Here is a 23,233-nt window from a genome sequence, read left to right on the forward strand (position 1 = left end):
CAGCCATGAACACGAACCCCGAACCCGCGACCACCATTAGCGCCGGCGCCCCGCCCCGCGTACCGCGGACCATGAGCCACGACGAGATGCGTCATCACGAAGAGCAACAGCGGGCCAGCCGCCTCTCCCCGCGAGACCGACACCACATGTTCGTCCACCACGACGGTGTCTGGTGGATTGGCGACCACGACGGCTACGTCGAGATCACCAGCGAGGAGCAGAACATCAGGCTCGACCGGTGGCACGAGCGGCTCACCAACGGCGCGCTCTGGACCTAAAGGCAATCGGTGTCGATGTACTCAACGTGCCTACCAGGCACGGCCGAACGTACAGATGATCGGCGAGTGTCCGGAATGCCTTGGGAGCGATCTTGCGCGGTCAGGATTACCTTGCGAGCGTTCCTCAGTCCGGCGATTACCGGGGCGTTTGCTGACGACCCGGCTCGCCAAGTGCCGGCGCCACCCGGAATCCGCAAGGCAGGTCCGGACAACCGGCTCCGCCGCCGTCGCGACCGACCTTGCGAGCCCCTGGTCGGCACAAGGTCATCTCCGACCGGCAGGCAACCCGTCCACCAGGGCCGACCGCGTCTCGAACGCCCTTCCCAGAAGCCGAAACGTCCAACAAACAGCGTCACCGGCTCTTGGGCACCGACGGCCAGCCCGCGCGTCGTGGGCCCGACCGGGTACGGAGCGAGCGCCCACCCGTAGCCACTCAGGGTGGGCGCTCAATATCTTCCTGGCTTGCTGTACCGACCTCTCGTCGCTAGCGGGCCGCCTGCTCCAGCCGCCTGACGTCCCGTGCGCTCATCCCGAACAGCGGGTTCGGGGCGGTGTGCTTGTACGGGTAGCCGGCGATCAGTGCGGCGGCGATGAACTCACCGTTGGTGACGTACCAGCCGCCCGGTGACCGCTCCAGCACGTGCTTCAGGCCGTAGCTGCTGAACGTGGGCGTCTTGATCGGGGTGATGTTGTCGCGTAGCCAGGCCACGATCTCCATAACCCTGCCCTCGTGGGAGGCCAGCACCACGCGGTCGGCGGCGATTTCCTCGCGGCGCTGCTGCGCGGTCTTGCGCCACGGATCGTGAGCGCCGATGCCGAAGTCGTTGAGCAGCGGGTGCTCTTCCATCACCTCGGCCAGGGTGGGCAGGGTGGTCTGGCGGCGGGCCTCCATGTACGGCACGCCGGTGGCGGCCTGGTAGGTCCGGATCTCAGCCTTGCGACGGCGGTTGCTGGTCATCGTGCTCTCCAACTTGCGGAACGTCCCACGCCCGTTCCGCCATGGGTATGGATGACCTGGCGAAACCATGTCGCGCGATTCGGAGAACCTTGTCTTCGGTGCCGGGGGGCGTGGGCCACAACGGCTCGGAGCGGGCAGGCGCGACTGCCGCATCCATTCTACGACAGACCCCCGCCCACTGACATCAACCCTCTGCTCAACACGGACTTATCCTGCGGCTGGCCCTGTGAAGTCCGAACCTAGGTTGCGGGACTGAACGATGGCCAGGACGTTCAGCGATAGCCCGGTTCGCTGGCGTCGGCACACAGGAACACCCTGAGTTGGTAGTTCTCCGTCCGCCGCTTGCCGCCGTCGGTGGGTCGGGGCGGTTCCGGCCCGTCCGGGCCGAACCGCGCGAACGTGTCCACCCGCACGATGCGGTGCACGCGGCCGGTGATCACCACCTCGCTTACCTTTCCCGCTCCAGGACGCCGAGCGCGGTGGTCAATTCCGCGGCCAACGGGGGGTCAGTGGTCTCGTCGAGCTGCTCTATGAGGTGGTGCGCCAGGTCGTCCCGCGCGGCCTGCGGTGTGTCCGATACGACGGCGTATACCTGCCACCGCCTGCCGTATGTCTGCACGGCGTGGCCGAACAGTGGGGCGCCGATGCGGATCTTCGGGTAGGCCGCCGTTCGCCGTGCCGCGTCGTCCTCGGTGACCGCGCCGATTGGGTCGCTGCGCTGCTGCACCCGAAGGACTACCGGCGGCTGCACTTCGTCACTCACGCCATGGATTGTGTGACGGCTTGATGGCTTTTGTCACGGCGGCGGCCCCTTCACTGCGGCGACTTCACCGGTGCGGCCTGCCTCGATTCAGGCTCGCGGCCGTGCCGGCGCCGCAACGCCTGGCGATGGTGCTCTTCCCGGCCCTGGAGTTGCCGCGGATGCTGATGAGGGATCGTCTCGGAGGTGCCGGTGGGGGTCGCGTGGTCCATGGCGGTTCTTCGACATTTCCGGGAACCCCGCCACACGCCTTAATGGTCGGTACCGGACGGACCGCGACAGCAAAGGGCAACTCGAGTTCACCCCAGCATCACTACAAACTGGCGACGACTTCGTCGAAGCAGCCACATATTTTCCATGACCTATCGGGACAGAATTCCGGCGGCGTTGGCGTGTAGCGGGTCGGCCGCGGCCGGGCTGCATAGTCGACCGGCCGGTCTGCGCGGCGCCAGCCCTCGGCATGTCGGTAGCCTCATCACTCACAACGCGTTACTTCCTGACGACGGAACGGAGAGGTCGGATGAGCACGGACCTCACGGCCACCGACCTCGACGAGTGGTCCCGCCGCCGGGACGCCGAGGGGCACCTGCCCACACTGGTACGCAAGCTGATCATGGCTTCGGTGCGGCCTGACCGCATCCGGATTCCCGCGGCCGAGGGTGTCGCTCTCCCCGGCCTCGACGGTGTCGTCACGGTCGCCGGTGGCAGCCCGCCGTACGTGCCCTCCGGCACGTCCGTCTGGGAGATGGGCACCAACCAGAACCCCAAGTCCAAGGCGAAGAAGGACTACGCGAAGCGGACCAAGGACACGCTGGAAGGCGACAGGGCGGGCGCGACCTTCGTGTTTGTTACGAGCCGGACCTGGAACCAGTCGGCCGTCTGGGTTGATGAGACGAAGGAGCTCGAAGACGGTTGGAAGGACGTCGTCGTCCTTGACGCGCAGGACCTGACGACCTGGCTCGAATCGTGCCCAGGGGTGCAGGCGTGGCTTGCTGAGCACGTCGGGCGCGGTCCGATCGGGGTGACCGGGCTGGCAGACTGGTTCACCCACTGGTCGGAGCAGACCATGCCCACCACTCCGGCGGGCGTGCTTATCGCCGGGCGGACGGAGGCCGGGGCCCAGCTGCTCGATCAGCTCGCCGGGCCCCCGCAGTCGATCGGGATCTCCGCCGGCAGCCTGGAGGAAGCCGTCGCCTTCGCCGCCTCGGCGCTACTTCAGCTCGATGCCGGCCCGTCGGCCGGTCCTGGCGCGACCGGGGAGCTGGTCGCTCAGGCTGTCACGCTCGGCGGCGATGTTCCGCAGCGCCGGCAGTTCCCTCCTGAGGAACGGGAGGCGCTCATCGGACGTTGCGTGGTCATCGAGGACGTCGACGGCTGGCGCCGCTGGAGCAACCACGAAGCGCCGCACATCCTCATTCCCATGTTCGTCCCCGGCACGGTCACCGCGGCGCTCGCGGCCGGCCATCACGTTCTTCTGCCCAGTGTCGCGCGAACCGCCCGGTCCGCGGGCCGGCTCGCCCCGATCGACATCGATTCGGCCTGTACCGCGTGGGAAGCGGCTGGGGCCGAACCCCGTCACGCGGCGGAGTTCGCCCGCGCGTCGCGGCGAAACCTGGGTTCGCTGCGCAGGCGGATCAATCGACACGGACACCGGCAGAACCCGGCGTGGGCGACCGGCACCTCCGCCTCCCTGCTGGCGGCGGCGCTGCTCGCGGGAGAATGGAATGCCACAGCCGAGGGCGACGTTTCCGTGCTGCTGGAGTTGACGGACCGGGCGTCGTGGCGTGGGCTGGCCCGTGACCTGACGATGCTGACCGTTGGCGAGGACGCGCCCCTGGCCGAGAACGACAGCCGCTGGGAGTTCACCGACGTTATCGACGCCTGGGAATCGACCGGCAGCTACCTGACCGCGGAGGACCTGGAGGTCTTCACCCGGAACGTACCGGTGACCCTCACCGAGCCTGACCCGGCCCTGGGCGTGCCGATGCGCGACCAGCTGGCGATGCTGGTCGACGACAACCTGCCGCAACGCCGGTACTCGCGGACGCTGCAACGCGGCATCGCTACCACCCTGGCCGTCCTCGGATCGGTCATTGGCGGCCGGGTCGTCGCAGCCGGACGGACCGGCCAGGAGATCGCCTCGGCCAGCGTGCGGGAGCTGCTGGCGGGCGCGGACGCCGAACGCTGGCTGGTGCTCGCCGACTTGCTGCCGCTGCTGGCCGAAGCAGCACCGGAGGTGTTCCTGGACGCGCTCGAGCAGTCCCTGAGACAGCCGGATCCGCCGGTGCTGGCACTGTTCGAGGAGACGACGGGGTCGTTCGGGCCGCCGAGCAGCAGACACTCCCCGCTGTTGTGGGCCCTGGAGACCCTCGGGTTCTCCACCGCGCTGGTGTCACGGGTCTCGGTCGCGCTGGCCCGCCTGACGCTGCTCGACCCTGGTGGCCGGTTGGCGAACCGGCCGGACGAGTCGCTCACCGCGATGCTGCACCTCCGCGTTCCTCAGAGCGCCATTAACGCGGCCACCCGGCTGGAGGTGCTCGACGCGATCCGCCGGACGGTTCCGCTCGCGGCGACCAACCTCATGATCTCGTTGATCGGCAGTGTCGATCGGGGCCTGCTGATTCGCCACGGCCCCCGATACCGCGACTGGCCCGTCCCGCGGGCGTACTCAGCGGTGAGCACCGCCCTCCGCGCGGTGGATGACATCTGCGGCCGGCTGATCGACGACGTGCCCGGCGACGAGTGGGCGAAGGTCGCCGCCTTGCTCGGTCGGGTCACACCCGCGAGCCGCACGGCGATCGTCGCGGCGTTGGATACGGCCTGGGAGGACCTGGGCGAGCACGGGGCCGGCGTCCTGGCCGCGGTGGCCGAGGTCGCCGACCTACATCGGCATCACCCTGACGCGGACTGGGCCATGACCCCTAGCGACCTTGCCCTGCTCGACACGTTCCTCACTGGCCATGGCGCTCCGCCCAGCCAGGTGTCGCGCGCGGCGGTGTTCTCCTGGATGCCCGAGGGGACTGACATCACCACCGCGCAGGGACGGGCCGAGGCCGCGCGACGGCGCACCGAAGTGGTCCACGAGGCAGCCGGCGCCGGTGTCCGCGACATCGCTGCACTAGCGCGAGAAGCCGAGCTGCCGCGCCTGGTCGGGGCCACCCTCGCGGCTACGACCGGGGATCTCGATGACCCCGTCCTCGACCTCCTGGCCAGCGATGACCCCCAGGAACGGGAGCTCGCGTCCGGGCTGGCTCAGGTGCGGGCCCGAACCCAGGGCTGGGCCGCTGCTCAGCTTCGACGCCGACCGGAAAGCGCCGCCCGGCTGTTGCTTTCCTGCGATCTGACTCCTGACACGCTCGACCTGCTTACCGCAGCCAGCCCCGAGCAACAGCTTCTCTTCTGGAGCCAGGTGCCGCCCTACCAGGCGGTCGGCGACGTTCTCGAGCGGTTCTGTGACGGCCTAATCACCGCAGGCCGTCCCCTCGCCGCGATCACCGCGTTGTCGGGACCCAGGGCCGACAACGTCGCGACGGAACTGGCGCTGAGAGTCCTTCAGGCGCCCATGGCCGCCACACGCCAGGAATCCGACAGTTCCCGATCGCTCGAATACGAGGTCGGGCGGCTCCTGGACCAGGTGCGAGACGCCTGTTCGTTCGAGGACGAACTGATCCGCCTGGAACTCTTCTACATGCCGTTGCTGGCCGGGCAACGACGACCCACGGCTTTGTACCGCAAAATGGCCGCCGATCCGGAGTTCTTCGCCGACGTGGTCAGCTACGTCTACACGCCCGACGCCACCGACGCCACCGGCGGCTCCGAGAACGACACCGACGACGGCGCGGGCAACGACGACGCTCCGGAGCCTGAGTCGCAGTTCTCCGAAAGCTGCTTTCGGCTGCTGCGCGGCTGGCACGACCCGCTGCCGACAGCGGCTGCAGGCTCGGCGCCCAATGCCGAGGCGCTGCAGACCTGGACCAACCGTGCGCGCACCGCTCTCACCGCTAGGCGTCGCGCCGGCGTAGCATCACTCGCCATCGGCGCGGCAGTCGCGGGACCGGCCACCGACGAGGACGGCACTTGGCCGTGCCTGGCCGTCCGCGCGCTGCTCGAGCAGGAGCAGGACGGCGCCCTAGAGGACAACCTGCTGATCTCTCGCATCAATCAGCGTGGGGCTACCGTCCGCGGCGCCTACACTGGCGGGCGGCAGGAACGCGTCGGTGCAGCGCAATACCGCACCTGGGCCGACTCCGTCCGCCATGGGTGGCCTCGCGCCGGGGCGCTGCTTGACCGGCTCGCCGGGGTGTTCGAGGCCGAAGGGCGCCGTGAGGACAGCATCGCTGACCGCCGCACTCGTCAGTAGCTGTCGGCATCGAAGCGAGGCTATGCAGAGAATCGATGACTGAAACCCCATTGACGTTGGCCTGGGTACTGGCAGGCGACGCGAGGCATCCCAGTCACCAAGTCAAGTGCAACTATCTGTCACGGCTCACCGGGGGGTGCCTATGAGCCGTCTGCTGGGCTGCGGTGGGCCATTGCGCTGGCCGTCGTTCGGTTCATGCCCATCGGATCAGCGCCTGAACGTCGTGGCGTGCCTGGTTCAGTAGCTGTCGCAGGTACGCGAGCCGGGACGTGGTCGCGCCGGCTGCTGGCAGCACAGTGTGCAGACGGATCTCTCGGCAGGTCAGCAGGAGCAGGTTGACGTGGTAGGCGGTGGTGATGTCGGCGGTGTGCACGCGTTCGGCGATCGCGGCGGCGAGGGTCGGGCTGGCGGCGGCGACGATGTGCAGCAGCGCGAGGTCGTAACCGGGTAGGTAGCTGCCGGTGTGCTCGAAGTCGATGAGGGCGCAGTGCTCGCGGTCGAGGAGCAGGTTCGCGGGTAGGGGGTCGCCGTGTGCGGTCACCCGGCCCAGGCCGAGCTGGTCGACGAGGGTGTGCAGGGCGTGCTGGTCGGCGTCGTCGAGGAGCCCGGCGGCGTGCTCGGCGTCGGTGCGGCCGTGGTAGTCGACAGGTTGCGGCAGTGGCGGTGCCGGCGTCCAGCCGGCGAGGCTGTCAAGGGTGTCCAGGACCAGCTGTGCGTCGGCCGGACTGACGTCGCGAGTGAGGTGACGATGGTCGTCCAGACGCTGCCCAGGTAGCTGAGTCAGGACGGTCAGGTGGGCATCGGCGTACAGGACCCGCGGCATGCGCACGGGGGGCGGCTGATCGGTGAACAGCTCGTACATGCGCAGCTCGTGCTGGCGCCGGCCTACCCAGTACGGGTCGTCAGTGGTCAACAGCTTCACGATCACCGGTTGGCCGTCGCGGCGGCCGGTGGCGACGAGGGCCTTGTCGGTGCGGTGCACAACCCGGCCGGTGCCCACCCCTGCGGCAGCGGCACGGGCGACCAGCGCCGGGAACACGTCATCCGCCCCGAGACCGGCGTTGTCTGGGGTTACTCTCGGTGATGCGGTCATGGAACTGCCGGGAGCAGGTCGTTGTCGCGGCCGGTCAACGGCAGGCCGGCGACGGTGGCGATGCGCTCGATCGCTTGCTCCAGCGTGGTGGTCTCGGGGAGGACGAGTTCGTCGGGCCAGCCGAGGACGTCGCGCGGGGTGTACCAGCTGCGCAGGTTTTCCGGCGATACCTCCGCCGCTAAGGGACGCGTTTCGTGGCGTCGCAAGGTCTCGGGTAGTGACACGTCGAGGTAGGCGAAGAGCGTTCGCCCGCGGTGCGCGTCGCGCAGCTCGGTGAGCATGCTCCGGTACCGGGCGGTGTGCATGATTCCTTCGAGGATCACGTGGTAGCCGTGGTCGAGGCAGAAACGAACGTTCTGCGCGATGAGTGCGGGCGCGAGCCCGCCTGGCTTGTCGCGTTCTCTGAGCAGGATCCGACGGATGTGGTCTTGGCCGACCATGGCGCAGCCGCGGCCGTGCCGGCGCCGCAACGCCGTGGCGATGGTGCTCTTCCCGGCGCTGGAGTTGCCGCGGATGCTGATGAGGATCGTCTCGGAGTTGCCGGTGGGCGCCGCTTGGTCCATCACGGTTCTTCCTATCGCGAGGCGGGCTGGTGCTGTTGCGGGATGGGGCTGCCTTCGCTTGGGGTGGCGTCGTAGCCGGCGGCCTGGAGGGCGAACAGTTCGGCGTACCGGCCGCCGGTGGCGATGAGGTCGTCGTGGTTGCCGGCCTCGACGAGCCGGCCGTGGTGCAGGACGAAGATCCGGTCGGCGTGGCGGACGTTCGCGAGCCGGTGGGTGATCAGGATCGTGGTGGCCCGGCCCTTGCGGTCGCGAATGGCCTGGAACAGGGCGTCCTCGGCGCGGGGATCGAGCGCGGAGGAGGGCTCATCCATGATGAGCAGTTCGGCGTCGCGCAGGAAACCGCGGGCTGCGGTGATGCGCTGCCACTGCCCGCCGGAGAGGTCCTGACCTCGGGCGAAGGTCCGGTCGAGCAGTGTCTCGTACCCGTGGGGCAGTTCGGTGATCATGTCGTGGGCGACCGCGCGTGCGGCGGCGGCCTCAATGCGGTCCTGCTGGGCGTCGATGTCGACGTTGCCGATAGCGATGTTCGTGGCCGCAGTGAACGGCCACTTGTGGTACTCCTGCGTCACTACCGCGATCCGGGCTCGCAGCCCGTCGATGTCGCACTCCGACATGGGCTGGCCGTTCCACTCGATGACGCCTTCGCTCGGGCTGCGGAGGGTGGCGATCATCGCGGCGAGGGTCGTCTTGCCCGAGCCGTTCTCCCCGACGAACGCGACGGTCTGCCCGGCGGTGATGGTCATGGTGACGTTGTCGACGGCGGGTGTGTCGCGGTCGGGGTAGCGCATGCTCACCCCGCTGACGGTCAGTTCCCGCAGCCGTTCGGGGCCCGTCGCGGACACCGGTCCGCTGCTGCCCGGGAGGTAGGCGGCGGCGCGGGTCATGAACCCGGTGTAGTCATTGAAGTGCTGACCCTCGGTGTAGACGCGGTCGACCTGGAAGGTGACGACGGCGAGGGAGCGCTGCGCGGACTGCACGGCGATCACGCAGGTCGCCGCGGCGGCGAGGGGGATGTGCCCGTCGATCAGCAGTAGGCCGAGCAGGACGTACACCGCAGCGGTGGCTACTCCTCCGATCATCGCCCCGACCGAGGTGGTGGTGGTGACCCGCCGCGCAAGGACGAGCTGGATGTCGGTCTCGACCTGCATGACCCGGTCGTACTGGTCGAGCAGGAACCGGCGCAGCCCGTACGACCGCAGCTCCGGCGCGGATGCTCGCTCGGCCATCAGGCGTTGCAACAGCCACAGCCGGCGCCGCCGTACCGACCCGGCGGTGTACGTCTGATACCGCAGGTGGCCCGCCCGCAGCGCGGCCCACCCGTTCGGCACTGTCGCCACCAGCAACGCCACCAGCAAGAGCGGGTGGATCACCACGACGGCGACGGCCACCGCGAGTACACCGGCCAGCCCGGCGAGGAGGTTCATCGAGGACTGCACCAGGCCGATCGCCGATTCGGTGCCTCGGGAGGCGCGTTCCATGTCGTCGGCGAACGCGTCGGCGTCGAACGCCTCCAGCCGCACCTGCGTGGACACCTCGAACAGGCCCCGCTCCACTTCCCGGCTCACCTGCGGCGTCAACGCGTTCTGCGCGTACCCGGTGGCGATGCCCATCCCCGCACGCAGCGCGACCGCGACCGCCAGCACGGCCAGTGCGGGCAACGCCGCCCGGACCTTGTCCGCGGTCGGCCCGCCGGCGAACAACTCCACCAGCACTCGCTGCGTCGCCAACAGGCCGAAGGCCGCCATCACCCCGGCGCCGACGGTCGCTACCGCGACCACGCCCGTGCGGAGTCGGTCTGCGCGCCAACTGACGCCCAGAGCGGTCCGGACGAGCCGGGGGAGTTCCGCGAAGACGGTGAACACGCCCGCTTCCGCCCGGGCCCGCACTCCTGTCTCCCACCATGTGGCCCGTAGCTCCGGCAAGACCGACTCCGGTCGCGCGGTGCCCGGCTGGCCCGCTGTACTGGGGCTCTGTGCGGTGGTCGTCTGAGTCATGGACAAATCTCCTCAAAGTTATGTAAATGGATGGCAGTGGGACGTGTGTGAGTCGGGCCGGTCGCCCGAAGGCGACCTCCCGCAGATCGGATTTTCAGCAGAGGGGCTATGAGTCGAATCGTGGATGCGGCTGGCCCGTGTAGGGGCGGGCTCAGGTGACCGGCAGCCCGTTCTCCAGGTAGCTGGTGAACCCGTGACCGCGTGCTTCCCGGGCTGCGGCGACGCGTCGGGCCAGCAGAGCCGATAGGCGTTGGTCAGCCTCCGGTGGGTCGCACCAGGACCAGCTGCGCAACTCGGTCGGCGGCAAGACGATCTGGTCCGTCTGCTCGGACGTGAGCGTGCCCGCGTCGAAGACGAACATGACCCCCTCGGTGCGGCCAGGCTGCGGTGGCACCCAGTCCATGACCAGCAGCCGGCCGGGCGTCAGGGTCAGCCCGAGTTCCTCACGGCACTCCCGGACCGCCGCCTGGTAGGGCGACTCGTCGGCCTCGACGCACCCACCGGGGATCTCCCACGAGGCCTTGTATGCCGGCTCGACAAGCAGCATCCGACCGCGGGGATCGGTCAGGAGCAGCCCTGCGGCCATCCGCTTGCGAGGTAGATCGGCGGTGAAGTCGAGGCGTTCGGCGGGCATGAGTCGACCGTAGGACGCCAGCCGTCCGACACGCCCGCCGCGCCGTGCCACGACATTGTCGGCAGATTCCGCTGCCGACGCCGACAAACGGCGACATCGTCGGCCGCGCGTGACCTCTACCGGCGGCCGACGCAGCCGCTAGGCTGCCCGGCTGTCGACCAAACCCCGTTCACCCCCGACAGCCCTCAGTAACCGACCCAGGAATTGTCGGAGGCGGCGGATACGGTCTGCCCGCACCGTGACCGCATCTCGGCACCGCCAGGGGGTGGCAAACCATGGCCGACGACGAGATCACGACAGCACGGCGCGCGCTCGGCCGCCACCTCGCACAGCTGCGCAAGGAAGCCAACCTCACCCAGCAGGGCCTCGCCCGGCTCGTGCAGTACGGCCGCAGCTCGGTCGCCAACACCGAGACCGGCCGCCAACACCCCGAGCGCGAGTTCTGGGCACGCTGCGACACCGCCCTGCACACCGACGGCATCCTCACCCAGGAGTACGACCGCCTCACGAAGCGAGTCCAGCGGCACCAACCACAGCCACCGTCGGTCCCGTCGGGGAAGAACCCGCACCTGCCGCAGTCCGTCGCCAGCACCGATTCCGGTGAAGCCGAATCAGCTTTCTGGGAAGACGAGACCAGCATCAACGCCCGCCGAGCCGCGCTGAAGTCCTGCAACGACGAAGACGCCCGACTCGGCTACGTCGAAGACGAGATCCGTCGCGCGATTGCCGACGATGAACGCCTTCCGCCAGCAGTCCGCCTGTCGCGCCTGCGGCCGCTGCGTGCCTGTGTGGATGAGCTCATGGCCGGGCAGCAGCATCCCCCGCAACGCGCCCGGCTCTACACCGTCGCCGTCCACCTGTCCGGGCTGCTCGGCGCCCTCGCCCTGGACCTGGGCGCGACCCGTGTCGCGCACGCCTACGCCGCCGAAGCCTTCGACCTCGCCGAAGCCGCTCAGCAACCTGAGGTGCGGGCAACACTGATCGCACTACGCCGAAAACATCACGCCTTATCGATGGACAGTCGGGCCACGGCTTACCCGCGCGATGATGCGTCGGGGGTCGGCGGTGCCGGGTAAGCACCGAGTCGGAGGACGGCAATAGACCCGGCCGTACGAGAGCTCGGAATTGTGGGAAGGTGGGCCATATGGGCTTCTTCGACCGCCAGGTAGCGGCATCGGACGTCGAGCCAGAACCGATCAGACAGCCCCGTCCCGCCTGGATGAAACCCGAGGCGGTGATCCCCGGTGTCGTGGCGGAAAGCCACGTGCTGGTCCACACCGATCGCGTCGCGGTCGCGATCAGCGGTCTGCTCGCCTACCCCGCAGGCTTCGAGTTCAGCGTGACCGCGGTGCTACGTACGCCGGACCGACGGGCTGATCTGTTGCACCACCACCGGATCGGGTACTGGGCCGGGCAGCCCGTGCCAGCGGATTTCCTCCGGGTGGGTGTGCAGTTCGCCGACGGGAGCACCGTCACTAACATGGATCGACACTCACTCACGCCGCTGGATGCTGAGCCCCCTGGCCGGTTGTTGTTTCCGGGCAACGCTGAGTCGAACGCCCGGCGGCACGCGGCGCACTACTGGGTTTGGCCACTGCCGCCGTCCGGGCCCGTCACCTTCGTCTGCGAGTGGCCGGCGTACGACATGCCCGAGTCGCGGCTGGAGGTCGACGGCCAGGTGATCCTCGACGCTGCCGCGCGGGCGGTCCGGCTCTGGCCCGACACCGACGAGACGACCGGCTAACCACGCTCGGACCCGACGGCACGCTTTGGTACCCGGGAGTGGCTGAGGTCTGGGGGAGGGTCACGCCTCTGCTGTCACCTCCGGCCGATGTCCGCAGGTCGGGCAGGCTTCGTCGAGGACTCGTCGACGTACGGTCCGGTGTCGTGCGGCCTGACCGGCGAGCGCCGCGGTGAGCAGCGATGCACCGGCGAGGAGGATCGATCCGGTTGTGGTGGCGAAGGCCGCCGGGGTGGGTCCGCCGCCGCTGGTACCCCAGATCGCCTGGCTGAGCTGGTCGGCACCGAACAGGCCGGCTGGGGTGGCGAGCAGCAGGGTCGCCCAGAGGCCGGTGTCGTCGGCGCGTAGGGCGCGGCCGAGGCCGACGAGCAGGACCAGCGCGAACATCAGCCCACCAGCCATCGCCAGCAGCTCGGGAGTCGAGCCGTACGAGACGAACATGTTGCCGCCGTTCTCGACTGCGCTGAATGCCACGGATGCGGCCGTTATGCAGCCGGCCGTGAGCAGCGGCAGGCTACGTGCGACCCAGCCGGGATGGGAGGGCAGCGCGAGGGTTGCCAGACCGAGCGCGGCGGCGGGGAGCAGCACGAACAGCGGCGGCCCGGGTTGTCCGATGAGGGCGGCCACGGGCGGCACGGCGACAGTCAGCAGGAGACCGCCGGCCGCGGCGGTGCGGGTCCAGGATCCGGGCAGCGCCGTGGCGGTGAGGCCGACGAGCAGCCAGCCCAGCCAGATGACGGCGCCGAGGGTCTGGACCGGGCCGACCGGGTCCAGTCGGGCGAAGCGGGGGTCTTCGAACTCGACCTGCAGGAGCAGGAAGGTCGCGACCGCGATGAGGGTGTTGAGCGCGGCGGTTGCGGCCAGTGGGAAGGCGGCGGCCAGTCCGAGGGCGCCGTACCCGCGCAGTCGCTCCCGGAGTCCGGCGCCGAGCAGGTCGAGGGCGTCGTGGGGGGATGGCCAGCGCCGCCCAGGTTCGACGGTGTCGAGGTACGTTCCGACGATCTCGTCGCCCCGCTCGACCTGGTAGGCACCCGGGTAGGCCCGCAGCAGTCGCCGGTAGCGGGACTCCAACGGCGACCCCACCTGTTCCCGCGCAGGGTTGGGCTGGTTCATGCCGGGCCTCCGGTCGGTCGAAGGGTGGGGCGGGCCGCAGCCCCGGGAAGGTTGAGTCGGCCACGTGATGTGCCGCCGGCGGCGGGGAGGCCGGCGGGCCAGGCCCGCAGGCGCTGGCTGGCGGCCTCGACGTTGCGGCGTAGCCGTTCGGTCTCGGCGGTGAGCACGGACCGGCCGGTTTCGGTGAGCCGGTAGTAGCGGCGTAGTCGTCCCTCGACGACCTCCTCGTGGTCCCGCTCCACCAGCCCCTCGTCAGTGAGGCGATCGAGTGCGCCGTAGAGGGTGCCGGGCCGCAACGCCAGCCGCCCACCGGAAAGGGCCGCGACGTCGCTGATGATGCCGTAGCCGTGCATGGGCTCCCGCGCGAGCGCGGTGAGGATCAGGAAGGTGGGCTCTCGAAGTGGCGTGGGTGTGGCCATGCCCTCAATGTATCGGTGATGAAGCTATACCGGTGACAAAGTCGTTAGAAACGCCGCGCCGGTTGGCGCCACCTCCTAGGTGCGATCAGTCACGGTCATCTCGCGGCTCGGTAAACCGGCCGTGATCTTCTCGCAGATGCCGAGCAGCTCAGAGTGGTTGCGCAGCTTGGTGTACCCCTGCGGAGGATGGAATGCGCCCAGCTGAGCCCTGAGCTGCTCCAGCGACAACCCGGGGTACTCCGCAACTCGTTGGATCGGGATAGCGAAGGCCTGATTCAGGTCCTGTACGTACTCGAGCACCGATGCGCCGTTGCCGGGGCGAGCCCGTTCGGCGATCTCGGCAATTCGCTCCGGAGTGTCGATGATGGCGGGTCCGAGGTCGATGACCGCGTCGAGCCGGGCGACAGGCCAGGTGAGGTAGACGTACCAACGCGCCGACTGGCCGGTCAGGAACCGGCGTCGGAACTCGTGCGTCTTCCCGCCAGTCCAGAGGAGGTCGTAGTACAGGGGATTGAGCGACATGAGGATGGGCTCGCGGCTGTCGTCAGCCGTGTCGCCGTTCCCGAACAGGCTCGGTTGGCCGCTACGAGAGATCATGTTGCTGACCGTGCCCGGACCTCCGAGGCCAACTGCGTCACCGGCAGCTGACCATCCAGCACCACCGTGTCGGCCGGCAGCAGGCAGACAGTCGCAGCGCAGCGGGCTACCTGCTCCAGCCGCCAAGCACGCACCTGCGCATCCCGAACCGGGTCATCCGGCCAGACCGACTGCGCCGCGATGCGCGTCCGTAGGACGCCGGTGGGCACGTCGATGAAGAAATGGTCGACAAGCACGTTGTGGGCGCGCAGCCGGCCGAAAATCTCGTCAAGATACGACGGCACCACGACGGTCATCGGTACGACAAGCGTGCGTCCGTACTCCTCAAGCAGTGCGATAGCTGTGTCCGAGACGGTGCGACGCCACACCCGCAGGTCTTGAAAATCGCCGCTCACGGGCGGCGGAACGATCTCGCGGAGCATGAAGCCTGGCAACTCCGCATCGAACATCAGCAGCCGGGGATCCTCCGTCGTCAACTGCTGCGACAGAGTCGTCTTCCCAGCGCCGAACGCACCGTTGATCCAGATCACGCGCACGTGTCGCTCCTCAGGCATCAAACGGCTGCACTACTACTTGACCTAACGAGGGGGTGGCTCGCCCAGTTGGGGGCGGCCGGTTCACCGCCAGCGAGGAGATCGTAAGAAGACCATGAGTCTCTGCCAGCACCGCTATCTTCTCGGCGTGGGCATCCCGGGGCTGGTGCCCGTTGGCCAGTAAGCGAACTCGGACTTGGCCCGCGGCGAGCCCGTTGGTCCCATGCCTGGATCTGTTCCGTCACAGCCGCAGCGGCGTTCTTGCCCTGCGGCCCGAACGTGTGGGCACCGAGTTCGGCCTCCGATTCAGTGTCGGTCGGACGCCATGCCCGGTAGGCGATCAAGTCGCCGCGGGCAACCTCGAATGAGAACCACCGGCGCTCGGCAGCCAGTTCGGTACCGTCATCGGCCTCACTCGCCCGTCGTGCGACGATGGTTCTGTGAACCACCGCAGCGCCGGCTTGGTGATCTGGGACGTTGACGGGACGCTCATCCCCGCGGACTTGCGCTGGCTGAGGCGCGCCATCGCTCGCGCGTACGGTTTCGCGGAGTCCGCGGTCATCTTTCCTGACAAGAAGGTGCATGGGTATACGGACGAGTCGATCGCCGTCGACACGGCGATCGCTTCGGGCGTCGACCCGTTAGCTGCGGAGGCGGGCATACCCGCCTTCCGTCAGGCCATCGCCGCAGTCATGCAAGAGGGCCGGCAGGAGTTTGCTGAGGTCCAGCCGCTGTATCCAGGTGCTGCGGCGAGCATCGCGGAGTTGCACGACCGAGGCTTCATCCAGACCGTGCTGACCGGCAATCTGCGTTCGGCAGCCGAGGTGAAGCTGCACGTGGCGGGCTTGGATGAGTTTCTTGATCTCCGCATCGGCGGGTTCGGTTCAGACGAGCGCGATCGCTTTCAGCTCCCGGCAGTCGTCGCCCGACGCTACTCCGCGATCTACGGTGATCAGCTCGATTCTGCGCGCGTCATCGTCATCGGGGATGCGCCCAACGATATCGCCTGCGCGCGCCATGCCGACTTTCATGTCGCCGTCGTCGCTCACCGAATTGGACGGCAAGAGTTGACTACCTACGAACCTGACCTGGTGCTCGACAGTCTTGAACCAATCATGGTGATGGCCGCCGTCAGTTCGCTGTTGGTCTCGGGTGGGTCGTCGACTGCCTGTTAGCCGCTCATCTGCTCTTCGAGTTCGAGCATAACCAGCGTCAGTTTTCGCCGATCCGCAACAGCGGCACGTCGTAGAGGCTCGCCTCGGGGATACGACGCATGACGGGCGCAGCGACCTCGAGAATCAGCATCTCGGTCAGGAACTGGACCGTAGCGGCGAGCAGGTGGCTGGTGTGGCCGGTCGCGCTGTGCTCCTTGAGTCCGACGCTGACGTGGATGTGCGGCGAGATCCGGTCGTGGGCGTCGTCGTAGGCGATGGTGCCGCCGCCGAGCGCTTCGACGTTGGTCAGGTGCACCCGGTCCCAGACCGGGGCTTGGGGGTCGTCCAGACGCTGGCAGGTGCCGACGATCTCGACCGTGCTGAACCCGGCGATGAAGACGGGGATGTAGCCGTGCCGGATGCCGTTGGTGCGGCAGGCGTCGGCGAGGGCGGTGAAGAAGTCCTCGCCATGATCGCAGGTGACGCCGATCATCCGTCCGGGCGTGAGGTCATGGCTGCGCATACTGAGGCACTTCCGGTCGGGGTGGTCGGGGGAGTGACTGTGGTGGATCCAGCCGGGGACGCACGCCCGTCAGAGCTGAAGAATCCTGTCGTAGTCTTCGTCGTACCAGCCGTCAGTGTTGTGCTTCTGGATGGTCCCCGCGACGCGCGTCAGCATCAGCACGTCGCCGTTGAGGGTCAGGGCGGCGTCTTCAGCTCTGCCGGTGAGGATTCTGGCCACGGTCGCCAGCATGTGTGGTTTGCCCTTGTCGACCAGGGTGTCCTTGCGCATGTAGAAGCTGACGTCGAGGTAGGTCTCCGGCTCCCACTGCCACAGAGCGCCACCGTCGTCCTCGGCGCTGTAGTAGCCGTGCCGGCCGCCGGTGATGTCCACGACGTACCCGTGCTCGTCGTTCAGGTCGGCGCTGAGCATTCTGCCGCCGGACGCCGTGGACGTCTCGACTGCTCCGGGAGCAGCCAGTTCCGCCACCTGCTCCAGTGGAATGTCGCCCGCCAGTGTCAACCGGTACTCGACAGCCATTTGCACCCCTTCGTCAGTCTCGCCGGATGATCTGAATGATCGCACCGTCGCGCGTTACCGCCGCCAGTTCCTTCAGCCCTGCTACGGGCCAGTCCTGGAACTGCTTGTGCAGGGCGGCGAGGTTTCCTCGCCAGTCGTGGAGGTTCAACATCACGCGTTGGGTCTGCTCCGTGTCGACCTTCCTGGACACGGCGCTCCAGACGGCGCGGGGCGGCACGGGAGCAGTGGGCGCGTAGCAGTCGAAGACATGCCCCTCGATGAGGAAGTCGGGTGCTTTTTCCGGCCTCCCAGAATCCCCGGTCTCGCGTCGCGCGTCCGCGACCTCCTGCCTCGTGGGGTTCTGGTGAACCCGGTACCCCTTGCCGGCGACCCTGTCGGCACACTCGTCCTCCAACTCCAGGGCACGGCGCTCCCGTGGCTTCTCGTTCGCGGAGATCCGGGTTCGGCGTCCGGTAGGCGACCCGCCCACGACGCCGGTGGGACGCCTGGTCCACGGGGTTGACGCGTCAGTCTCCTTGGAGAGAGTTCCGCCAAGGGTGGGGGTCGTCGGGGATGAGCTGCCGGTGGTAGCAGGGGCAGGGCTGGCCGGTGGATGACCGCCAGCCCCCGTCAGTTTCCCGACGACCCCAACTGCCGGGCCTGCGCGATCGCCCCTTCGATGGCCTGCCGGGCTCCACCGGTGCGCTGAACGACCAGTACCAAAACCTGCTTGATGGCCTCCAGGGCCTGCAACAGCGGCCCGGGCTGCCCACCCTGCAGGACCACGGCGACGAGCTGCTGCGCCTCACCGACTCCGGTGATGGCCCCGGCCGCCGCGTCACGAGCGGCGTCCACGGCGCTCAGCACAGGCGCCAGCCCGGCGATCGTCTCCTGCGGGGTGGCCTCGTTCGGCACCGCCGCGGTCGCCTTCGTCGCATCACCGATCGACCCGGCAAGACTTCCCAGGCCGCCCTGGATGCCCGTGATCGCGTTACGCACCCGCGCCACACCCGCCGCCACGGCGACGAAGCCCGCGCCCGCGGCCCGCAACGCCACCTCCTGCGCCTGACTGTCGGCGGCGGCTGCCAACCCCTGCGCGCGTTCGACCCCGGTCATCAACGCGCGGAATTCACCGGTGATCTTCTCGATGTGCGACACGTGGCCGGCATCCCCAATCGATGACAGTAGAAGTGCTCGACAGCTGAAGCTACCTGGCGTTCCTAGGGGCCCACCGCCCCGTGTCAGCCCGTCGCCGCTAACAGTGTCGACGAGGTCGAGGAGGCGGTGGGCCGCGTTGATCGCGGGGCGCAGGACCTCGGCGGCGGCTTGGTCGACGCGTTCGTCGAGGATCTGCCGCAGCGTGACGATCTCGACGCCGGATGGATAACCCAAGTGTCGAGTGACGGCGGCACAGCGCGGTCGATCACAGCGGGCCTTGCGCTGGCTTCATCTCCGCCAGCCCCGTCTGTTTGCGGATACTCCTGCTCCTACGTCGGCGCGGCCGTTCCTGGGACTCGGGAGGCGGAGAGACTCGAGGATCGCCGCGCAGTTGGATTCGGCCGACATGGAAACGTCAAGTCGCTGCGTTGGCAGGCCCGGCCAGTCGCCGAAGGTATGCATCTCTGTGGCCAATGCTTGCAAATACCCCAGGTATCCGGGCGTCACGGTCTGAGACGATGTGAGGCGCGGAAGGACCGTCCGGAGCACTTCCACGCCGTCCCCAAGTTCGATCGCCACGCACGGGTGGACGTCGGTGAGCGCTCGGACCGAGGCGGCCAGACGTTCCCGAAGGGGTTCGATTGCCGTGCGTGGTTCGTAAGCGTGGGCGCGGGCGGATGCGTAGACGGTCTTCGGCCCGCGATCAACCAGGTGCACGTGGTCTTGTGCGACGCTCAGGTCGCGGAGGTCGTCGAGGCGATCAATCATTGCCGTGATGAGCGCTTCTGCGACGTCCAGACCAGTGGTACTGACGACCCAGGAGGCGAACTGTTCCGCTGCGGCGATCGTGGGGAGGTAACGCCACAGTGGGTTGGAGACGACTGCTTCGGCGCCACTGTCGTTCAGGGCGGCGGCAAGGTGTCCGATGAGAGTCGTCTTCCCGCTACCATCGATCCCGTCGACGAAAATGATCATAGGGATGCCGATTCGTCGAGCATGCTCCTCACGGCCGCGAGCGCACCTGGCACCCGTGCGGCGAGCCGCTCGGCCTGTGCTACGTCGTCCGCGCCTGCACGGCGGTAGGCGTCGTAGTCTTCAAGGAGCGATCTGAGCTTGGTGACCGGCCAGTCGCGCAGCGCCTCGACCACCTCAGGAAGGCGCAGGCCGACCTCTGGCGCTCGATGTGCGACAAGCAGCCGACCGGCACTCGACAGCACCGACAACACCCGGCGTGCGGAGTCCTCGCGCTCCGAGTCTGTCTGGTGGCTCGCGGCCAGACGGGCGACGGCGAACTCGTGCAGCACGGCAACGTCACCAGCGAGATCGGTCAAATCCGAGGCGGCGGCCGGCGTAGGCGCGGCGACACCTGCGATCACGGCGGTGTCGAGCCCTACGCGACGCAGCACCACCCGCATCTTCATGTCGTACAGCCGACCGAGGCGACGGGCGTCGCCCCCGTGGTTGTCCGCGAGGTGCAGCGACGCCCGAGAACCGTGACGTCGGGCCGCTTCACTGACGATCTCGTGGAGCGACGTCACGGCGGCCGACATGGGGGGCAGGCTCCAAGCGACGAAGTCGACGTCACTCCAGCCCTCGATGAAATCTCCTCGTGCAGCGGATCCGCACAGCCCCACCCCGGCATCCGGATGTCCGGCGATGACGGCCTCGGCCTCTGCCGCCACCTGGTTGACCAGGTAACTGAGCTTTCGGCTGAACGGCAGGGGATGAGCGGCACGCCAGGTGACGACGGCAAGGGCGCGATCCAGCACCTGCTGGAACTGGGGATGGCTGGCGGCCTGCCGGGCGGCGGACACCTCGAGCCAGCGGGCCTGGACGAAGCCTTCGTCCCGGGCCGGAGTCGTGGCGGTAGTGGACGTCGAGAAGAGGAACCAGTCGACGATCTTCGCCGCTGGCGTGCCGTCGTTGTCGGTGAACGTGTACGCCTCCTGCCCGAGATACGCGCTGTAGTGCGTGTCGGTGAGGCCGGCTTCCTCGGCCACCTCCCTCCTGGCTGCCTGAAGTGGCGCCTCGCCCGGCTCCAGTCGGCCTTTCGGGGCGACGGTCTGTCGTTCACCGGTCTTGCGGACCTGATCGAGGAGCAGGACCTGTGGAGAGCTGAGGTCGTCGGTCGCGACGACGGCACCGGCGGAGGCGTATCGACGTGTCATGGCTGGATGCCTCCTGAGGATGTCTGCATGGTCTGGAACGCGTCTCGGAGACGAGCCCTGAAGGTGATGATGTTGGCAGTGTTGTCGACCCAGTGATCGGCAATTGCGCGCCAGGCCGGAAGCTGTTCGTGGACGCGTTTCCGCTCGTCTTTGCGTCGGATGATGCGCCGGGCCTCGTCGGCGGTCAGCCCTCGGGCATGCGCGAGGCGTCTGACGCGGACGAGTTCTGGTGCGGTGATGAAGATGATCGAGCATGGTGCCGGCCACGTTCGCTTCACAGTCATAGCCAAAGCGGCATCGATGAAGCTCTCGACTGCCAAGGGGGCCTCGCCGCGGTCGGTTAGTGCGAGGAGTTTCGAGACGAACTCGTTGTACCCGAAGCCTTCCCGCGTCTCCACGCCCTCGTGGTAGGCCTGCCGGCCTGAGCTGAGTTGCACGAGGACCGTCCTGATCTTGACGCGGCGGGAGCCGAGGGCGGCCAGGTACTCGCCCGCGCTCGACTTTCCGGCCTCGCTGGTGCCGGCGAGGAGGAGCATCGGTGGCGCGGCCAGCTGCCGCATCACGAATCTCCTCTTGTCCGACGGATCACCGCGGCAACACTGGTGGGCAAATCGTCTGGCTTGCCGATGCCGACGCGGATGACCGGTACAGCGGCAAGCGCGTCGAGCGCCTTCTCCCCGAAGTTGAATGCGGGAAGACTGCGGCTGATGGTGACCTCGTCAGCCGAGGAGAAGATCGAGACGTGGTCGAGAGTCGGGTCGCGTAGCTTCGCCTCGTGGTCGGTCACCGCCGCGCGCAGCAGATCCCGGGCTGCGGGAGTAGGCGTCTCGCGCAGTTCACCCGCCGCAAGTCCCTGATCCGGAATGACGATGAGGCTCAGCGGCAGCGGGCGGTGTCCGGCCGTGGTGGGGGCGGGAAGATCCACCGCGTAGAGGAGCCGTTCGGCGGCTTGAGGTGCCAGCAGCGGCGCCATGTCGGCACGTACGTGCCAGGGCAGGGTGGGCATCGGCACCACGCAGGGCTGACGGCAGGAGAAAGCGGTGAAGGTGAACTCGTCGACCAGGAGGCTGCCTCCGTGAGCGGCGACGCCCAGCGCGAGTGATGTCTTGCCCTGCCCGCGTCCGCCGTCCAGCACCGCTATGGCCGACCGTCCGCCGTCTATAGTCACCGCACTCCCGTGCAGGAGCGTCAGCTCGCCGCCCCCCATGACGGCCAAGGAGCGTGCCGCGGCCTGGAGCACTCCGATCTCCAACGTGGGTGGATCGCCAGCCAGCTCTGCGGCCAGTTCCAGGAGGACCTCACCTCTGTTGACGTCGACGGTCAGCCGGGTTCGGTGCCCATCACGTACCTGCATGACCTGCCCGGCCGGCATGGTCGGCAGTTCCGTGTCAGCGAGTCGGGCGACGAACCGCCGCAGGCAGCGTGGTGCCGACTCAGCGATCCGGATCTCCAGCGCGTGCTTGCCGACTCTCAACAAGCTCATGACCGCTCCCCGGGCTTTCGGAGGGCGAGCCACATCGAGTACCGGCGGTGTCTGCCGCGTATCGCGGGCGCGGGTGCCGACAGGACACCCTCCTCAGATGTCACGGTCGCGTACTGCCGGATCCCGCATGTCGCCGTGAGGAGGTACAGCTCGTGGGCGGTGGTGAGGTGGGCGTAGCCGGGTGCCGCTCCGCTGGTCTTGTTGGCGAGGTAGATGATGTCGCGCGCTGGCAGGGGCCGCGAGCCGGTGCGGCGCTGCCCCCGCCATCGCGCGGCGCGGGCGGCCAGGTCCAGCAGATTGGCGATACGGACAAGCCCGAGCCGGCCGGCGTAGTGCCAGTTGAACGTCTCTACCAGGACGGTGCCTCCCGGGGCGCACACCCGCCACATCTCGTGCAGGGTCTCCACACGTTCGGCCTCGGTTGCCAGCGCGTTGAAGGAGAAGCGGAGGCACCACACCTGGTCGAAAGTGTCCGCTGGTAGTGGCAGGGCATTCATGCTGCCGTGCACGAAGGTGCCGTTCGGGCACGCAGCCCGGGCAACTGCCAGAGCCACCTCGTTGATGTCGACGCCGACGATGTCGCCGCCCAATACGGTTATCGCTTGGGTGACGCGACCGGCACCGCATCCCACATCGAGGATTCGCGCCCCCGCACCGAGCCGGTGATAGAGCGCCTCCTCGCAGGGGCGCAGCGGTGCTGTGTTGTAGAACGACGTCTCGCCCGCGTAGTGGACCTGGTTCAGGGCGCGGATCATGGCTGCGTAGTCGATCTCGGCGATGCCGCCGTGGGTAGTCGTCATCGCAGTCCCAGTCCTCCGTCGACGTGCAGCGTGCTGCCGGTGATGTACGACGCCTTCGGCGACAGCAGGAACGTGATCGCGTCCGCCACCTCTTCCGGTTCACCGCAGCGCCCGAGGAGGCAGCGGTGACCGGCGGCCTTGTCGGGGGTCATCTGGGTGGCGATCGCACCCGGCACGAGCATGTTGACGCGGACTTCGTGCTCCACTGGCGCCTCCCAGGGTCGTGGAGAACCAGGGCGGATCTGACGAGTGGTCGCGCCCCGTTCTCCTCACACTCGCCCTCAAAGTTGCCGTCGTGAATGCCAGGCATGCGGACGAAGGCATTGTCCGCATGCGGCGCGCCTTCTGGGTCGACGGTCATGCAGCGCAGTTCCCGGCGATCCTGGTTGCGCCGCGCTGAACACTG

At 68.3% G+C, this 23,233-nt stretch carries 24 protein-coding genes and 1 pseudogene; 5 read left to right on the forward strand and 20 right to left on the reverse strand.

Annotated features, from left to right (window positions below; genetic code table 11):
* Positions 1-5: 5 nt before the first annotated feature.
* Complete coding sequence (locus ACQP0N_RS04795) at positions 6-278, forward strand: hypothetical protein (RefSeq protein WP_433117859.1); 273 nt, start codon at positions 6-8, stop codon at positions 276-278.
* A gap of 484 nt (positions 279-762) precedes the next feature.
* On the opposite strand, the gene ACQP0N_RS04800 is transcribed toward ACQP0N_RS04795, so the two are convergent.
* Both ACQP0N_RS04800 and ACQP0N_RS04805 read right to left on the reverse strand, forming a co-directional pair.
* Positions 763-1,236 (reverse strand): hypothetical protein, encoded by a 474-nt coding sequence (locus ACQP0N_RS04800; protein ID WP_433117861.1) that lies wholly within the window; start codon positions 1,234-1,236, stop codon positions 763-765.
* A gap of 272 nt (positions 1,237-1,508) precedes the next feature.
* Positions 1,509-1,999: pseudogene (locus tag ACQP0N_RS04805) on the reverse strand (DUF5954 family protein).
* 517 nt (positions 2,000-2,516) lie between these two features.
* Between ACQP0N_RS04805 and ACQP0N_RS04810 the strand changes: the two are divergent.
* Positions 2,517-6,356: a hypothetical protein gene (locus tag ACQP0N_RS04810; RefSeq protein ID WP_433117863.1), complete on the forward strand. Its 3,840-nt coding sequence runs from the start codon at positions 2,517-2,519 to the stop codon at positions 6,354-6,356.
* A gap of 193 nt (positions 6,357-6,549) precedes the next feature.
* Here the strand turns inward: ACQP0N_RS04810 and ACQP0N_RS04815 are convergent, their stop codons facing one another.
* The 4 genes from ACQP0N_RS04815 to ACQP0N_RS04830 all read right to left on the reverse strand — a co-directional run bounded on the left by ACQP0N_RS04815 (position 6,550) and on the right by ACQP0N_RS04830 (position 10,640).
* A complete protein-coding gene (locus ACQP0N_RS04815; protein ID WP_433117865.1) occupies positions 6,550-7,395 on the reverse strand; it encodes a phosphotransferase in 846 nt (281 codons plus the stop codon).
* Between the two features lie 50 nt (positions 7,396-7,445).
* A complete protein-coding gene (locus ACQP0N_RS04820; protein ID WP_433121433.1) occupies positions 7,446-8,012 on the reverse strand; it encodes a kinase in 567 nt (188 codons plus the stop codon).
* A gap of 11 nt (positions 8,013-8,023) precedes the next feature.
* Positions 8,024-10,006 (reverse strand): ABC transporter ATP-binding protein, encoded by a 1,983-nt coding sequence (locus ACQP0N_RS04825; RefSeq protein ID WP_433117866.1) that lies wholly within the window; start codon positions 10,004-10,006, stop codon positions 8,024-8,026.
* 151 nt (positions 10,007-10,157) lie between these two features.
* Positions 10,158-10,640, reverse strand: a complete 483-nt coding sequence (locus tag ACQP0N_RS04830; protein ID WP_433117868.1) for an NUDIX domain-containing protein — start codon at positions 10,638-10,640, stop codon at positions 10,158-10,160.
* Between the two features lie 275 nt (positions 10,641-10,915).
* On the opposite strand from ACQP0N_RS04830, the gene ACQP0N_RS04835 reads away from it, so the two are divergent.
* Together ACQP0N_RS04835 and ACQP0N_RS04840 are read left to right on the forward strand one after the other, a co-directional pair.
* The gene (locus ACQP0N_RS04835) at positions 10,916-11,716 is read left to right on the forward strand and encodes a helix-turn-helix domain-containing protein (protein WP_433117870.1); all 801 of its coding nucleotides are present in this window, start codon (positions 10,916-10,918) and stop codon (positions 11,714-11,716) included.
* A gap of 143 nt (positions 11,717-11,859) precedes the next feature.
* The gene (locus ACQP0N_RS04840; RefSeq protein WP_433117872.1) at positions 11,860-12,384 is read left to right on the forward strand and encodes a hypothetical protein; all 525 of its coding nucleotides are present in this window, start codon (positions 11,860-11,862) and stop codon (positions 12,382-12,384) included.
* 60 nt (positions 12,385-12,444) lie between these two features.
* Here the strand turns inward: ACQP0N_RS04840 and ACQP0N_RS04845 are convergent, their stop codons facing one another.
* The 4 genes from ACQP0N_RS04845 to ACQP0N_RS04860 form a co-directional block, all read right to left on the reverse strand.
* On the reverse strand, positions 12,445-13,494 hold the full coding sequence (locus ACQP0N_RS04845) for a GlsB/YeaQ/YmgE family stress response membrane protein (RefSeq protein ID WP_433117873.1): 1,050 nt from the start codon (positions 13,492-13,494) through the stop codon (positions 12,445-12,447).
* Positions 13,491-13,913, reverse strand: a complete 423-nt coding sequence (locus ACQP0N_RS04850) for a PadR family transcriptional regulator (RefSeq protein WP_433117876.1) — start codon at positions 13,911-13,913, stop codon at positions 13,491-13,493. The genes ACQP0N_RS04845 and ACQP0N_RS04850 overlap by 4 nt, the downstream gene beginning before the upstream one ends.
* A 75-nt stretch (positions 13,914-13,988) precedes the next feature.
* Positions 13,989-14,510 (reverse strand): hypothetical protein, encoded by a 522-nt coding sequence (locus tag ACQP0N_RS04855; protein WP_433117877.1) that lies wholly within the window; start codon positions 14,508-14,510, stop codon positions 13,989-13,991.
* Positions 14,507-15,046: an AAA family ATPase gene (locus ACQP0N_RS04860; RefSeq protein WP_433117879.1), complete on the reverse strand. Its 540-nt coding sequence runs from the start codon at positions 15,044-15,046 to the stop codon at positions 14,507-14,509. The genes ACQP0N_RS04855 and ACQP0N_RS04860 overlap by 4 nt, the downstream gene beginning before the upstream one ends.
* Before the next feature lie 437 nt (positions 15,047-15,483).
* On the opposite strand from ACQP0N_RS04860, the gene ACQP0N_RS04865 reads away from it, so the two are divergent.
* Complete coding sequence (locus tag ACQP0N_RS04865; protein WP_433117881.1) at positions 15,484-16,218, forward strand: HAD family hydrolase; 735 nt, start codon at positions 15,484-15,486, stop codon at positions 16,216-16,218.
* A 37-nt stretch (positions 16,219-16,255) separates the two neighbouring features.
* Here ACQP0N_RS04865 and ACQP0N_RS04870 read toward each other — a convergent pair whose 3' ends face one another.
* The 10 genes from ACQP0N_RS04870 to ACQP0N_RS04915 all read right to left on the reverse strand — a co-directional run bounded on the left by ACQP0N_RS04870 (position 16,256) and on the right by ACQP0N_RS04915 (position 23,033).
* Entirely contained in the window at positions 16,256-16,720 is a 465-nt protein-coding gene (locus ACQP0N_RS04870; RefSeq protein ID WP_433117883.1) for a PPC domain-containing DNA-binding protein, read from the reverse strand.
* Between the two features lie 69 nt (positions 16,721-16,789).
* Positions 16,790-17,239: a SitI3 family protein gene (locus ACQP0N_RS04875; RefSeq protein ID WP_433117885.1), complete on the reverse strand. Its 450-nt coding sequence runs from the start codon at positions 17,237-17,239 to the stop codon at positions 16,790-16,792.
* Between the two features lie 13 nt (positions 17,240-17,252).
* Positions 17,253-17,675 carry a hypothetical protein gene (locus ACQP0N_RS04880; protein WP_433121435.1) on the reverse strand — a complete coding sequence of 141 codons (423 nt, stop codon included), beginning with the start codon at positions 17,673-17,675 and terminating at the stop codon, positions 17,253-17,255.
* A gap of 173 nt (positions 17,676-17,848) precedes the next feature.
* Positions 17,849-18,376: a DUF6244 family protein gene (locus tag ACQP0N_RS04885; protein WP_433121437.1), complete on the reverse strand. Its 528-nt coding sequence runs from the start codon at positions 18,374-18,376 to the stop codon at positions 17,849-17,851.
* A 288-nt stretch (positions 18,377-18,664) separates the two neighbouring features.
* A complete protein-coding gene (locus ACQP0N_RS04890) occupies positions 18,665-19,351 on the reverse strand; it encodes a hypothetical protein (protein ID WP_433117887.1) in 687 nt (228 codons plus the stop codon).
* Positions 19,348-20,544: an NUDIX domain-containing protein gene (locus ACQP0N_RS04895; protein ID WP_433117889.1), complete on the reverse strand. Its 1,197-nt coding sequence runs from the start codon at positions 20,542-20,544 to the stop codon at positions 19,348-19,350. The genes ACQP0N_RS04890 and ACQP0N_RS04895 overlap by 4 nt, the downstream gene beginning before the upstream one ends.
* Positions 20,541-21,104: a dephospho-CoA kinase gene (locus ACQP0N_RS04900; RefSeq protein WP_433117891.1), complete on the reverse strand. Its 564-nt coding sequence runs from the start codon at positions 21,102-21,104 to the stop codon at positions 20,541-20,543. The genes ACQP0N_RS04895 and ACQP0N_RS04900 overlap by 4 nt, the downstream gene beginning before the upstream one ends.
* Positions 21,104-22,027, reverse strand: a complete 924-nt coding sequence (locus ACQP0N_RS04905; protein ID WP_433117893.1) for a hypothetical protein — start codon at positions 22,025-22,027, stop codon at positions 21,104-21,106. The genes ACQP0N_RS04900 and ACQP0N_RS04905 overlap by 1 nt, the downstream gene beginning before the upstream one ends.
* Positions 22,024-22,827, reverse strand: a complete 804-nt coding sequence (locus tag ACQP0N_RS04910) for a class I SAM-dependent methyltransferase (RefSeq protein WP_433117895.1) — start codon at positions 22,825-22,827, stop codon at positions 22,024-22,026. Before ACQP0N_RS04910 ends, ACQP0N_RS04905 begins: the two co-directional genes overlap by 4 nt.
* Entirely contained in the window at positions 22,824-23,033 is a 210-nt protein-coding gene (locus ACQP0N_RS04915) for an SDR family oxidoreductase (protein WP_433117897.1), read from the reverse strand. The genes ACQP0N_RS04910 and ACQP0N_RS04915 overlap by 4 nt, the downstream gene beginning before the upstream one ends.
* Positions 23,034-23,233 lie beyond the last annotated feature (200 nt).

Source organism: Micromonospora sp. CA-246542, assembly GCF_050942905.1.
Classification (GTDB): domain Bacteria; phylum Actinomycetota; class Actinomycetes; order Mycobacteriales; family Micromonosporaceae; genus Micromonospora.